Source organism: Aeromicrobium sp. (assembly GCF_025965075.1).
Lineage (GTDB): Bacteria > Actinomycetota > Actinomycetes > Propionibacteriales > Nocardioidaceae > Aeromicrobium.
The window spans coordinates 1-12,695 of the sequence record NZ_JAOPXQ010000260.1 but is presented as its reverse complement, the minus strand read 5'-3'; the positions used below and the strand labels follow the sequence as shown (position 1 = coordinate 12,695).

General features: G+C 70.9%; 11 protein-coding genes and 1 pseudogene. 11 read left to right on the top strand and 1 reads right to left on the bottom strand.

Features of this window, described 5'->3' with window-relative positions; translation table 11 throughout:
- From JWQ91_RS15400 to hemB, 5 genes and pseudogenes are all read left to right on the top strand, one after another.
- Positions 1-309, top strand: a pseudogene (locus tag JWQ91_RS15400) (hypothetical protein); the annotation flags it as partial.
- Positions 306-1,598, top strand: coding sequence for a glutamyl-tRNA reductase (locus tag JWQ91_RS15395; protein ID WP_297786101.1), 1,293 nt, complete (start codon positions 306-308; stop codon positions 1,596-1,598). The pseudogene JWQ91_RS15400 and the gene JWQ91_RS15395, both read left to right, overlap by 4 nt.
- Positions 1,595-2,533, top strand: a complete 939-nt coding sequence (gene hemC, locus JWQ91_RS15390) for a hydroxymethylbilane synthase (protein WP_297786098.1) — start codon at positions 1,595-1,597, stop codon at positions 2,531-2,533. The genes JWQ91_RS15395 and hemC overlap by 4 nt, the downstream gene beginning before the upstream one ends.
- A gap of 44 nt (positions 2,534-2,577) precedes the next feature.
- Positions 2,578-4,188, top strand: a complete 1,611-nt coding sequence (locus JWQ91_RS15385) for a uroporphyrinogen-III synthase (protein WP_297786104.1) — start codon at positions 2,578-2,580, stop codon at positions 4,186-4,188.
- Between the two features lie 3 nt (positions 4,189-4,191).
- Positions 4,192-5,169 carry a porphobilinogen synthase gene (gene hemB, locus JWQ91_RS15380; protein ID WP_297786095.1) on the top strand — a complete coding sequence of 326 codons (978 nt, stop codon included), beginning with the start codon at positions 4,192-4,194 and terminating at the stop codon, positions 5,167-5,169.
- A gap of 62 nt (positions 5,170-5,231) precedes the next feature.
- Here hemB and JWQ91_RS15375 read toward each other — a convergent pair whose 3' ends face one another.
- Positions 5,232-6,425 carry a lytic murein transglycosylase gene (locus JWQ91_RS15375; protein ID WP_297786092.1) on the bottom strand — a complete coding sequence of 398 codons (1,194 nt, stop codon included), beginning with the start codon at positions 6,423-6,425 and terminating at the stop codon, positions 5,232-5,234.
- A gap of 175 nt (positions 6,426-6,600) precedes the next feature.
- Between JWQ91_RS15375 and hemL the strand changes: the two genes are divergently transcribed.
- Genes hemL through ccsB form a run of 6 tightly spaced genes read left to right on the top strand, consistent with a single transcriptional unit; the run spans position 6,601 to position 12,413 of the window.
- Complete coding sequence (gene hemL / locus JWQ91_RS15370) at positions 6,601-7,917, top strand: glutamate-1-semialdehyde 2,1-aminomutase (protein ID WP_297786089.1); 1,317 nt, start codon at positions 6,601-6,603, stop codon at positions 7,915-7,917.
- A 9-nt stretch (positions 7,918-7,926) separates the two neighbouring features.
- On the top strand, positions 7,927-8,577 hold the full coding sequence (locus JWQ91_RS15365) for a histidine phosphatase family protein (protein ID WP_297786086.1): 651 nt from the start codon (positions 7,927-7,929) through the stop codon (positions 8,575-8,577).
- A gap of 2 nt (positions 8,578-8,579) precedes the next feature.
- Entirely contained in the window at positions 8,580-9,152 is a 573-nt protein-coding gene (locus JWQ91_RS15360) for a TlpA disulfide reductase family protein (protein WP_297786083.1), read from the top strand.
- Complete coding sequence (locus JWQ91_RS15355; RefSeq protein WP_297786080.1) at positions 9,149-9,901, top strand: cytochrome c biogenesis protein CcdA; 753 nt, start codon at positions 9,149-9,151, stop codon at positions 9,899-9,901. Before JWQ91_RS15360 ends, JWQ91_RS15355 begins: the two co-directional genes overlap by 4 nt.
- Complete coding sequence (locus tag JWQ91_RS15350) at positions 9,898-11,481, top strand: cytochrome c biogenesis protein ResB (protein ID WP_297786077.1); 1,584 nt, start codon at positions 9,898-9,900, stop codon at positions 11,479-11,481. Before JWQ91_RS15355 ends, JWQ91_RS15350 begins: the two co-directional genes overlap by 4 nt.
- Positions 11,478-12,413 (top strand): c-type cytochrome biogenesis protein CcsB, encoded by a 936-nt coding sequence (gene ccsB / locus JWQ91_RS15345; RefSeq protein WP_297786074.1) that lies wholly within the window; start codon positions 11,478-11,480, stop codon positions 12,411-12,413. The genes JWQ91_RS15350 and ccsB overlap by 4 nt, the downstream gene beginning before the upstream one ends.
- Positions 12,414-12,695 lie beyond the last annotated feature (282 nt).

Here is a 12,695-nt window from a genome sequence, read left to right as displayed (position 1 = left end):
CGCCGGATCGGGACCACGATCTCGGGCCTGACGGTCTCCTCGCTCGACGACCTGGACGCCATCGTGAGCGAGCGGAACATCTCGATCGGCATCATCGCGACCCCGGCCACGGCGGCCCAGCAGGTTGCCGACCGGCTCGTCGCGGCGGGCATCACGAGCATCCTCAACTTCGCGCCTGCCCTCGTGCAGGTGCCCGACGGGGTCGACATCCGCAAGGTCGACCTGTCGATCGAGCTTCAGATCCTCGCCTATCACGAGCAGCGGAAGGCCGGGACGGACAAGGTGGACAGCAAGGTGATTACGGCATGAGCATGTTGGTCGTGGGCATGTCCCACAAGTCGGCACCGATCGAGATCCTCGAGCGGGCGTCCCTCGACGTCGACGCGTCGGTCAAGCTCTCGCACCTCGTGCAGGAGACGCCGTTCGTCAACGAGTCGGTCGTCATCTCGACGTGCAACCGGGTCGAGATCTACGTCGAGGCCGAGCGCTTCCACGGTGCCGTCGAGGAGGTCTCGCGCCTGCTCGCCGAGCACGCCGGCCTGGACCGGGAGGACTTCGTCCGCCACGTCTACGTCCACTTCGACGAGGCGGCCGTCGCGCACCTGTTCGGCGTCGCGGCCGGCATGGACTCGATGATCCTCGGCGAGAGCCAGATCCTCGGGCAGGTCCGCGACGCCCTGCACAGCGCACAGGCCGAGTCGACCGTCGGGTCGGCGCTCAACGCCCTGTTCCAGCAGGCCCTGCGGATCGGCAAGCGTGGCCATGCCGAGACCGGCATCGACCGGCTCGCGCCGTCGATCGTCACCGCCGGCCTGGACGCTGCGGGCCCGGTCGTCGACGGCGCCGACACGCGCTTCCTCGTCGCGGGTGCCGGCACGATGGCGAGCCTCGCGGTCCGCACGCTGATCGACCGCGGCGTCGAGCCGCACCGGATCATGGTCGCCAACCGCACCTACCAGCGCGCCTACGCCCTGGTCGCGACCTTCGGCGTCAGCGCGGTCCGCTGGCAGGCGATGGACATCGAGCTCGCCGCCGCCGACGTCCTGATCAGCTGCACCGGCGCCAGCGGCGTCGTGTTCGACCGGGACCGCATCCAGCGGGCCACCAACGGTCGCTCGATGGCCCTGATCGACCTGGCGCTCCCGCGCGACATCGACCCCGCGGTCCGCGACCTCGACGGCGTCGAGCTCGTCGACCTGATCGTGCTCTCGCAGCTGTCGGCCAACGCCGAGCTGGCCGCCGACGTGCAGCAGGTGCGGTCGATCGTCCAGGACGAGGTCCGGACCTTCCTGGCCGCCAAGGCCGCCTCGCACATCACGCCGACCGTCATCGCCCTGCGCACCATGGCGACCGACGTGGTCGCCGCGGAGCAGGCGCGCATCGAGTCGCGGCTGCCCAACCTGACCGACGACGAGCGCGCCGACGTCCGCAAGGCGCTGCACCGGGTCGCCGAGAAGCTCATCCACGCCCCGACCGTCCGCGTGCAGCAGCTCGTCGACGGCCCGGCAGGGCTGACGTACGCCGATGCGCTGGCGGACCTGTTCGCGCTCGACCAGTCGGCCGTCGACGCCGTCACCCGGGTCGGTGAGACGTCGTGACCTCCGTTCAGCACGTCGTGCGGCTCGGCACGCGCGCCAGCGCGCTCGCCACGACCCAGTCCGGCCACATCGCGGACCGCCTCCGCGCCGAGACCGGCGTCGAGGTCGAGCTCGTCATGATCTCGACCGAGGGCGACCGCAGCAGTGCGCCGCTGGCCACGATGGGTGGGACCGGCGTCTTCGTCGCGGCCCTGCGTGAGGCGCTCATCCGCGGCGAGATCGACCTCGCGGTCCACTCGCTCAAGGACCTGCCCACGACCCCGGATGCGCGCCTCGTCCTCGCCGCCGTCCCGCGGCGCGAGGACCCCCGCGACGTGCTGGTGGCCCGCGACGGGATGACCCTCGGCGAGCTGCCGCAGGGCGCCCGCGTCGGCACCGGCTCGCCGCGTCGCGCCGCCCAGCTCAACGCCCTGGGCCTGGGCGTCGACGTCGTGCCGATCCGCGGCAACGTCGACACCCGCATCGCCAAGATGCACGCCGGTGACTACGACGGCGTGCTCCTGGCCCGTGCCGGTCTGCTGCGGCTCGGCCGTGCGGACGAGGCCACCGAGATCATCGATCCCCTCCAGATGCTCCCCGCCCCCGGGCAGGGAGCCCTGGCCTGCGAGTGTCGCGTCGACGACGACGCGACGACCCGCCTGCTCGAACGGCTCGACGACAGCGACACCCGTGCTGCCGTCACCGCCGAGCGAAGCCTCCTCGCCACCCTCGAGGCAGGCTGCAGTGCACCGGTGGGAGCTCTGGCCGAGATCGCCGAAGGCGATGACGGTGACGAGCTCTGGCTCCGCGCCGTCGTCGGAGACGTCTCCGGCTCACCCACCATCCGACTGTCCGCGACCGGCAAGCCCAGCGAAGCCGCCGCGGTCGGTGAACGTCTTGCTGTCGAGATGCTCGCCGAAGGTGCCGACACCCTGATTGCCGTCGCCACCTCCTGACCCCCTGACAGACCGAGAAAAGGAACACCGTGACCATCACCCCGATGCGAGAAGCACCGTCCACGCCGAGTCCCGGCGCGCGCAAGGCTGTTCGCGGCCACGTGAGCTTCGTCGGTGCCGGACCGGGAGACGCGAGTCTCCTCACGGTCCGTGCGGCTGAGCTGCTCGCGCAGGCCGACATCGTCATCACGGAGCTGCCTGAGCAGTCCGCGCTCGTCACCAACGGTGCCGAGATCGTCGATGGCGGGATCGGCGAGGACGGCGAGACGCTGACCCACGCGGCCCGCGGCCGCCTGGTCGTCAAGCACGCCAAGACCGGCGCCCGGGTCGTCCGCCTGATCGCCGGCGACCCGTTCACGTACGCGACCGGACCCGAGGAGGCCGCCGCGTGCAACAAGGCGGGCATCGGCTTCGAGATCGTGCCCGGCATCTCCTCGGTCTCCGCGGTCCCGGCCTACGCCGGCGTCCCGCTGACCAACCGTACGCACCGCGAGTACTCCGTCGTCAGCGTCGGGGACAGCACGATCAACTGGGCGGACCACGCCGGGGACGACACCCTCGTGCTGCTGTCGGCCGTGGCCCGCATCGGAGAGGTCGCCGCCGGACTGGTCGACGCCGGTCGCAAGCCCGAGACCCCCGTCGCGATGACGCGCGTCGGCACGACGACCGAGCAGACCACGGTCGTCTCGACGCTGGCCGCGATCGCCGCCGACGCCAAGGCGGCGGGGATGACGTCGCCGGCCATCACGGTCGTCGGCGAGGTCGTGACGATGCGCGAGGCGCTGTCGTGGTTCGAGACCAAGCCGCTGTACGGCTGGCGGATCCTGGTGCCCCGCACCAAGGAGCAGTCCGCCGGACTCGCCTCCCGCCTGCGTGGCTACGGCGCGATCTCCGAGGAGGTCCCGACCATCTCGGTCGAGCCGCCCCGCAACCCGCAGCAGATGGACAAGGCCGTCCGCGGCCTCGTCGAGGGCCGCTACGAGTGGATCGCCTTCACCAGCGTCAACGCGGTCAAGGCCGTGCGCGAGAAGTTCGAGGAGTACGGGCTCGACGCCCGCGCGTTCTCGGGTCTCAAGATCGCCGCGGTCGGTGAGAAGACCGCCGAGGCCATCGCGACGTGGGGCATCCGCGCCGACCTCATCCCGTCGGGCGAGCAGTCGGCCCGTGGCCTCCTCGAGGACTGGCCGCCCTACGACGAGCTGCTGGACCCCATCAACCGGGTGTTCCTGCCGCGCGCCGACATCGCGACCGAGACCCTCGTGGCCGGCCTGATCGACCTGGGCTGGGAGGTCGACGACGTCACGGCCTACCGGACCGTCCGGGCCGCCCCGCCGCCGGCGCCGACACGCGAGGCGATCAAGACCGGCAAGTTCGACGCGGTCCTGTTCACCTCGTCGTCCACGGTCCGCAACCTCGTGGGCATCGCCGGCAAGCCGCACACGTCGACGATCATCGCGTGCATCGGCCCCGCGACGGCCAAGACCGCCGAGGAGCACGGCTTGCGGGTCGACGTCCTCGCCGAGTCCCCGTCGGTCGACGTCCTGGCCGATGCGCTGGCCGAGTTCGGGACGGCCCGCCGTCTCGGGTTCGTCGAGGCCGGCGAGCCGGTCACGAAGCCGTCGCAGAAGCGTCCGTCGAGCCGCCGGAAGGCCTGACGCATGTCGTTCCCCGCCGACCGTCCTCGTCGCCTGCGCTCGTCGCCGGCGATGAGGCGGCTCGTCGCGGAGACGCACGTCCAGCCCTCGCAGCTGGTCCTGCCGATGTTCGTGGCGGAGGGCCGCACCGAGGTCCGGCCGATCTCGAGCATGCCCGGCGTCGTCCAGCACACCCGTGAGTCGGCCCGCAGGAGCTACGCCGAGGCGGCCGCGCTGGGCCTCGGCGGGGTCATGCTGTTCGGCCTGCCCGAGCGCAAGGACGCCGAGGGATCGGGTGCGCTCGACCCCGACGGCATCCTCAACGTGGCGCTGGCCGATGCCCGCTCCGAGGTCGGCGACGACCTCCTGGTCATGGCCGACCTGTGCCTCGACGAGTTCACCGATCACGGCCACTGCGGTGTGCTCGACGCGTCGGGCCGGGTCGACAACGACGCGACGGTCGAGATCTACGCCCGGATGGGCGTCGTGCAGGCCGAGTCCGGAGCCCACGTGGTGGCGCCGAGCGGGATGATGGACGGCCAGGTCGGTGCCATCCGCTCGGCCCTCGACGACGCCGGGCACGACGAGACGGTCATCCTGGCCTACGCCGCGAAGTACTCCTCGGCGTTCTACGGCCCGTTCCGCGAGGCGGTCGACTCGTCACTGACCGGTGACCGCAAGACGTACCAGCAGGACCCGGCCAACGCCCGGGAGGCGATCCGCGAGGTGCTCCTGGACATCGAGGAGGGCGCCGACATCGTGATGGTCAAGCCGGCGCTGTCCTACCTGGACCTGATCGCCGACGTCCGCGCGGCGGTCGACGTGCCCGTCGCGGCCTACAACATCTCCGGCGAGCTGGCGATGGTCGAGGCGGCCGCGGCCAACGGCTGGATTGACCGGGACCGGGCGATCGACGAGATCATCGTGTCGATCCGCCGGGCGGGCGCCGACATCGTGCTGACCTACTGGGCCGCCGAGCTCGCCGCACGCCTGTCCCGCTGAGCTGACCGTACGCACGACGAAGGGCCGCACCCGGTGGGTGCGGCCCTTCGTCGATCAGTGACTCAGTGGGTGAGGTCGTACACGCACTTGTCGAACTTGTCCTTGGGCAGTCCGAGCGGGAACTTCGTCAGGCACCTGAGGTTGGCCTCGACGCCGGTGAGCAGGCCCGTGACGGGGGTCGTGACGGGGCCGAGCGGGGTGTTGTCGACGAGGTCCTGGACCCCGCCGCCGACCGTGCCGCCGCCACCCGTGGTTGCGCCGCCCGTGCCGGGAGTGCCCGTGCCGGGGGTGCCGGTGCCGGGGGTGCCGGTGCCGGGCGTGCCACCCGTGCCGGAGCCCGATCCGCCCTTGCCCTTGCCGGGCTTGTCCTTGTCCTGGGCGGCCTTGGTCTCGGCCTTCTTGGCCTTGGCGCGCTGCGTCGGGGTCAGGGTCTGGTCGTAGGACGACGACGTCAGGATCGGCGAGGTCGAGGTGTCGTTGGGGGACTGGGAGAAGTCGCCCCGGGCGTACGCGGCCGAGATCTTGAGGACCAGGTCGACGTAGGAGTCGGAGTGGTTGTAGCGCTTGACGGCGCTGGCCGCACCGTCGCTGGTGGACAGGTCGCCGCTGCCGGCGCACAGGTAGATGCCCGCCGCGGTCGCCGCGTCGTCGATGTCCTGCGGGTTCTTCCTGTCGTCGTTGTCGGAGTCGACCCCGACGGTCTTCCAGGTGCCCGGGATGAACTGCATCGGGCCGACGGCCCGGTCGTAGACCGAGTTCTTGTCGAGGGTGCCCTTGTCGGTGTCGGAGATCTTGGCGGTGCCGTTGCTGCCGTCCAGGGCGATGCCGTAGATGCCCGGCTTCGCGAGCCCGTCGGCGGTCAGCGAGTTGCCGTTGCTGCGGCCGTGGTTGGACTCGACCCGGCCGATCGCCGCCACGAGGTTCCACGGGAGCTTGCAGGACTCGTCAGCCTTGCCGAGCAGGGTCTCGGCCCGGCGGTAGGCGAACAGGGCGGCGGAGGGGATGCCGTTGGTCGAGAGCGTCTTGACGGTGCCCGTCGTGCCGGCCTTCTGGTCGACACCCAGGGGCGTCTCCTGGACGCTGGCGGGCTGCTCGATCGCGGTCGTGGGCACGGCCGGGATGTCGGCCTCGTCGATGCCTCCGGACGCGGTGGCCAGTCCCTGGTTGCCGAGTGCGGCTCCCCAGGCCCCGACCAGAACTGCCATCGGCACCAGTGCGCTGGCCTTCTGCCAACGCGTCAGCTTCCGTGCTCCCATGTGATGCCCTCCCAGACCGGCACGCTCAGCGTGCCGTTTGCGTAAACCGATGTTACTGCCCGATGAACAGGTCGACCAGTTCGCCGGTCAGTTGATTAACGAGTCCGCGCGTCTCAGGTTACGGGCGCATGACGCCGCCGTCCGGGCCGATTGGTCGACCGGGGACAATGGGACCGTGACTGCGAACCCCGGATCCCAGGCCCTGTTCGACCGCGCGCGTGCGGTGTCCCCCGGTGGCGTCAACTCGCCGGTCCGCGCGTTCCGGGCCGTCGGCGGGACGCCGATCTTCATGGCGTCGGGCTCCGGCGCCTGGCTGACCGACGTCGACGGCAACCGCTACGTCGACCTGGTCGGCTCGTGGGGCCCCATGCTGCTGGGCCACGCCCACCCCGAGGTGCTGGACGCCGTGACCACGGCCGTCGCCCGCGGGACCTCGTTCGGCACCCCCAGCGAGCCCGAGGTGCTCCTCGCCGAGGAGATCGTGGGCCGTACGCCGACCGATCTGGTGCGGATGGTCTCGTCCGGCACCGAGGCGACGATGTCGGCGATCCGGCTGGCCCGCGGGTTCACGGGTCGCGACAAGATCATCAAGTTCGCCGGTTGCTACCACGGCCACGTCGACGCGCTCCTGGCCCAGGCCGGGTCCGGCGTGGTCACGCTGGGCCTGCCCGAGACGCCCGGCGTGCCGTCGCACGTCACGGCCGACACGATCGTGCTGCCCTTCAACGACCGGGCCGCGGTCGAGGCGGCGTTCGCCGAGCTGGGCGACCAGGTCGCGTGCCTCATCACGGAGGCGGCGGCCGGCAACATGGGCCTCGTCCCGCCCGAGCCGGGCTTCAACCAGTTTCTCTCCGAGATCTGCGCCCGCCACGGCGCGCTGTTCATCAGCGACGAGGTCATGACGGGCTTCCGGGTCACCCGCTCGGGCCACTGGGGCCTCGACGGCCGCCAGGAGGGCTGGCGCCCCGACCTGCTGACGTTCGGCAAGGTCATGGGCGGCGGGTTCCCCGCGGCCGCCTTCGGTGGCCGCGCAGACGTCATGGCCCAGCTCGCCCCGGCCGGCCCGGTCTACCAGGCCGGCACGCTGTCCGGGAACCCCATCGCGACGACCGCGGGCCTCACGACCCTGCGTCTCGCGGACGATGCGGCCTACGCGCGGCTCGACGCGGCGTCGATGCAGCTGCAGCACCTGGTGCGCGAGGCGCTGGACGCGGTCGGTCTGGCGTACTCGCTGCAGAGCGCCGGCAACATGTTCAGCGTGTTCTGGGGCGTCGACGCGCCGGTCACCGACTTCGCGGGTGCGCAGGCGCAGGAGGCGTGGCGCTACAAGCCGTTCTTCCACGCGATGCTGGACGCCGGGGTCTACCTGCCGCCGAGCGCGTTCGAGAGCTGGTTCGTCTCGGCTGCGCACGACGAACAGGCACTCTCTAGAATTGCCGAGGCGCTCCCGGGCGCCGCCCGCGCGGCCGCCGACGCGACCCCCGAGAGCTAGGAACCACCGATGTCCGAACGTACGATCGTGCACCTCATGCGCCACGGCGAGGTGCACAACCCCGAGGGCGTCCTCTACGGCAGGCTGCCGGAGTTCGTGCTGTCCGAGCTGGGTCATCAGATGGCGGCCCGCGCGGCGGAGTTCCTGTCCAAGAACGAGATCGTGCACATGGTCGCGTCGCCGCTGGAGCGTGCGCAGCAGACCGCCGAGCCGCTGTCGAAGCTGCTCGAGGTGCCGGTCGTGACCGACGACCGGGTCATCGAGGCCGACAACCTGTTCGAGGGCAAGACCGTCGGCGTCGGCAACGGCGCGTTCACCAACCCGCGCAACTGGTGGATGCTGCGCAACCCGATCCGGCCCTCGTGGGGCGAGCCCTACAAGGAGATCGCCGCGCGGATGAAGCTCGCCGTCGACGACGCCCGTGAGACGGCCCGTGGTCACGAGGCGGTCATCGTGTCGCACCAGCTGCCGGTGTGGATCGCGCGCCGCGCGCATGAGCAGAAGAGCTTCGTGCACGACCCGCGTAAGCGCCAGTGCACCCTCGCGAGCCTGACCAGCCTGACGTTCGACGGTGACGACTTCGTGGGCGTGACCTACAGCGAGCCCGCCGCCGACCTCCTCCCCGCGCCGTTGCGCGGCAAGGTCGTGGGCGGAGCCTGACCGTGATCTCGCGCACCCGCCTCGTGACGGCGATCGGGGCCCTGGCCCTGGTCGCGGCCTGCTCCGGGGGCGGCAACCGGGGGACGACCGACGGCTTCGTGTCGGGTGACGGCTCGATCACGACGGTCGACGCCGCCGACCGCAAGGACGCGCCCGTGCTGGAGGGCAAGGGCCTCGACGGCGAGCCGCTGTCCACCGCCGACTTCAGCGGCAAGACCCTCGTCATCAACGTGTGGGGCCCGTGGTGCGCACCGTGCCGCGCCGAGGCGCCCGCGCTCGAGGAGGTCGCGTCGGAGTACGCCGACAAGGACGTGCAGTTCCTCGGCATCGTCAACCGCGCCCCCGACCCCTCGTCGGCGATCGCGTTCAACCGCCGGTTCGACGTCAGCTATCCGAGCTTCCAGGACCAGGGTGGGCAGCTCGAGCTCGGCTTCATCGACTCGCTGCCCAGCATCGCGATCCCCACGACGTGGGTCATCGACTCCCGGGGCCGCGTCGCCGCCCGGGTCATCGACAAGGTCTCGGCCTCGACGCTCGCCAACCTGATCGACGACGTGCGGAAGAGCACCACGTGACCGACTGGTTCAGCGACACCGTCTCCTCCGGCAACCTCCTGCTCGCCGTGCCGGTCGCGGTCCTGGCGGGCCTGGTCTCGTTCTTCTCCCCATGCGTCGTCCCGCTGCTGCCGGGCTACCTGTCGTACGTCTCCGGGGTCGCCGCGCAGGACCTCGAGTCGGCCCGGCGCGGCCGGCTGCTGGCCGGGGCGCTGCTGTTCGTCCTCGGCTTCTCCGCGGTGTTCGTGCTGGGCGGGGCGCTGTTCGGCTCGGTCGGGCTGGAGCTGCGCCGCTACCAGGACACGCTGTCGGTCATCACCGGGATCCTCGTGATCGGGCTGGGGCTGGTCTTCATCGGCTTCGTCCCGTTCCTGCAGCGCGAGGGCCGGGTGCACGCCGTCCCGACCGTGGGCCTGGCGATCGCGCCGGTGCTCGGCGTGTTCTTCGGCCTGGGCTGGACACCCTGCATCGGCCCGACGCTGGCCGCCGTCCTCGGCCTGTCCTTCGCCTCCGACGACGCCACCGCGGCACGGGGGGCGTTCCTCGCGTTCACCTACTGCCTGGGCCTGGGCATCCCGTTCGTGCTCGCGGCGCTGGGCTTCGGCCGGTTCATGCGCGCCCTGACCTGGTTCCGCCGCCACCAGCGGCTCGTCTCGATCATCGGCGGCGTCCTGCTGATCGTCGTCGGCATCCTGCTGGTGACCGGCTGGTGGACCGACCTGGTCGGCGAGATGCAGACCTGGATCACGGGATTCGAGGCCCCGGTATGAGCAGCAACGCCGTCCCGGCGCTCGGAAGGCGTGAGCTCACCCGGTGGTTCTGGCGGCAGCTGACGTCGATGCGCACGGCGCTGTTCCTGCTGCTGCTGCTGGCGATCACCGCAATCCCCGGATCGCTCTACCCCCAGCGCGGTGTCGACGCGCGGGCCGTGGAGACGTACTTCCTGAACCACCCCAAGGCGGCCCCGACCCTCGACAAGCTGGGCTTCTTCAGCGTCTACACGTCGCCGTGGTTCAGCGCGGTCTACCTGCTGCTGATGATCTCGTTGATCGGCTGCATCCTGCCGCGCACGTTCGTCTACCTCCGGGCGCTGCGCGCGCGCCCGCCCAGGGCTCCCCGCCACTTCTCCCGCCTCCCGGCGTCCACGTCGTTCGAGACGTCGGCGACGCCCGACGAGGTCGCGGCGGCGGGGCGGGAGGCGCTCGGTCGGGCCCGGGTCGACGTCGTGGAACGTGACGGGGTCGTCGAGCTGAGCGCCGAGAAGGGCTTCCTGCGCGAGGCCGGCAACCTGGTCTTCCACGTCAGCGTCGTCGTGGTCCTGATCGGTGTCGCGATCGGCACGTTGTACGGCTACCGGGGCTCGGTCATCGTGACCGACGACGGCGGCCGGTTCAGCAACTCCCTGACGCAGTACGACGAGTTCTCCTCCGGGTCGCTGTTCTCCTCCGACGACCTGCCACCGTTCTCCTTCACGCTCGACAAGATGAGCACCAAGTTCCAGCCGTTCGGCAGCCCCCAGGAGGGTGCGCCGCGCGAGTTCCGGGCCCAGGGGACGTACGCTCCCGAGCCGGGCGCGGCCGAGCGCGACTTCGACATCACGGTCAACCACCCGCTGAAGGTCGGCAGCTCGTCGGTCTATCTCGTGGGCCAGGGCTATGCGCCGATCATCAAGATCACCGACGCCAAGGGCAACGTCGTGTGGAACGACGCCGTGCCGTTCCTGCCGGCCGACTCGACCTACACCTCCAACGGCGTCATCAAGGTGCCGGACGCGCAGCCCGAGCAGCTGGGCTTCCAGGGCTTCTTCCTGCCGACCGCCGCCGAGAATGCCAAGGGTGCCTCGATCTCGATCTTCCCGGCCGCCGCCAACCCGCTGCTGGGCCTGTTCGTCTGGCACGGCGACCTGGGTCTCGACGACGGGACGCCGCAGTCGGTGTTCACGCTCGACAAGACCAAGCTCAAGCAGTACCTCCGCTCGGACGGCAAGGGTTTCCGCATCAGCCTGCAGCCCGGCAGCGAGGTCGGCGACGAGGCCAGCACCGCGAAGCTGCCCGACGGCGGGACGGTGCAGTACGTCGGCACGGCCCAGTTCGCCCGCTTCCAGATCAGCTCGTCGCCGCTCGTCAAGGTGCCCCTGTTCGGCATCATCGCCGGGCTCATCGGGCTCATGACCTCACTGACCATCAAGCCCCGCCGGACCTGGATCCGAGCCCGTCAGGACGGTTCACGTACGGTGGTGGACGTCGCCGTGCTCGATCGCGTGTCCCGTGACGACCTGCCGGCCGACCTGGACGCCTTCCTTGAGCGGTTCAAGAAGTCGCTCGGAGACACCGAGGAGAGAGCCACATGACGCTGGCGCAGTACGAACAGTTCTCGAACTATGCCGTGGCGTCCGCGACCGGCATCCTGGCGCTGGCCTTCGTGGCGTACGTCCTGCAGTGGAGCCTCGCGCGGGGCGTCGCCCCCGAGCGGGCGCTCGTGACGTCCGACGGGGAGGCCGTGGCTCCGCCTGACGCCGATCCCGCCGAGCGCAGCAACATGGCCGGCAGCATCGGCTTCTCGCTGACGCAGCTGGGCGCGGTCGTCCTGCTGGTGGGTGTCGTGGCCCGCGGTCTCGCCGCCGAGCGGGTGCCGTGGGGCAACATGTACGAGTTCGGCTGCGCCGCGACCCTGGTCGCCGTCGTCGCCTACATCGTGCTCGTCAGGGTCTGGGAGATCGACTGGGTCGGTCCGATCATCACCGGCGCCGGCACGGTCGTGCTGGGTGCCTCCGCCCTGGTGTTCGTGCCGCCGGGTCCGCTCGTGCCGGCCCTGCACTCGTACTGGCTCGTGATCCACGTGCTGGGTGCCATGATCGCCGGCGCCGCCTTCCTCGTCGGCGCCGCGGCGTCGCTGCTCTACCTGGTGAAGTCGCGGGCCGAGCGGACGACCGCCGAGGCCGACCGCGTGGGCTTCCTGTGGCGCATCCCGGCCGCCGCCAAGATCGACCAGATCTCCTACCGCGTCCACGCCTTCGCGTTCCCGATCTGGACCTTCGCGGCCCTCATCGCCGGACCGATCTGGGCGCAGTACGCCTGGGGTCGTTACTGGGGCTGGGACCCCAAGGAGGTGTGGGCGTTCATCACCTGGACGGTCTACGCCGGCTACCTCCACGCCCGCGCGACTGCGGGGTGGAAGGGCAAGGCGGCCGCGATCCTGGCGCTGATCGGCTTCGCGACGTTCGTGTTCAACTTCGTCGGCGTCAACCTGTTCGTCGGTGGGCAGCACTCCTACGCGAAGTAGGGCGCACGGCTCCTTCGTCGCCGCTCCCGCTGCTCGTTCCTCGCAGCGGCCGGGCTTCGCCCGGGCGCCTACCTTCGCTCGCTGCGCTCGCTCGGCCCATGGTTCTCCTCGCAGCGGCGGGGGTTTCGCCCGGGCGCCTGCCTTCGCTCGCTGCGCTCGCTCGGCCCACGGTTCAGTAGGGTCTTCCGCATGGGGGTGGACATCCGTGCCGAGGGGCTCGTCATGGCGTACGGGGACCTGCGAGCGGTGGACGGGGTCAGCTTCAGCGTCGCTCCGGGGGAG

What these genes read in the sequence shown, in the direction of transcription:
- JWQ91_RS15350 (WP_297786077.1), top strand. Translation starts at nt 9,898, where the DNA reads ATGAGCAGCAACGCCGTCCCGGCGCTCGGAAGGCGTGAGCTCACCCGG.
- JWQ91_RS15375 (WP_297786092.1), bottom strand. Translation starts at nt 6,425, where the DNA reads ATGGGAGCACGGAAGCTGACGCGTTGGCAGAAGGCCAGCGCACTGGTG.
- JWQ91_RS15385 (WP_297786104.1), top strand. Translation starts at nt 2,578, where the DNA reads ATGCGAGAAGCACCGTCCACGCCGAGTCCCGGCGCGCGCAAGGCTGTT.
- JWQ91_RS15395 (WP_297786101.1), top strand. Translation starts at nt 306, where the DNA reads ATGAGCATGTTGGTCGTGGGCATGTCCCACAAGTCGGCACCGATCGAG.
- hemB (WP_297786095.1), top strand. Translation starts at nt 4,192, where the DNA reads ATGTCGTTCCCCGCCGACCGTCCTCGTCGCCTGCGCTCGTCGCCGGCG.
- ccsB (WP_297786074.1), top strand. Translation starts at nt 11,478, where the DNA reads ATGACGCTGGCGCAGTACGAACAGTTCTCGAACTATGCCGTGGCGTCC.
- JWQ91_RS15365 (WP_297786086.1), top strand. Translation starts at nt 7,927, where the DNA reads ATGTCCGAACGTACGATCGTGCACCTCATGCGCCACGGCGAGGTGCAC.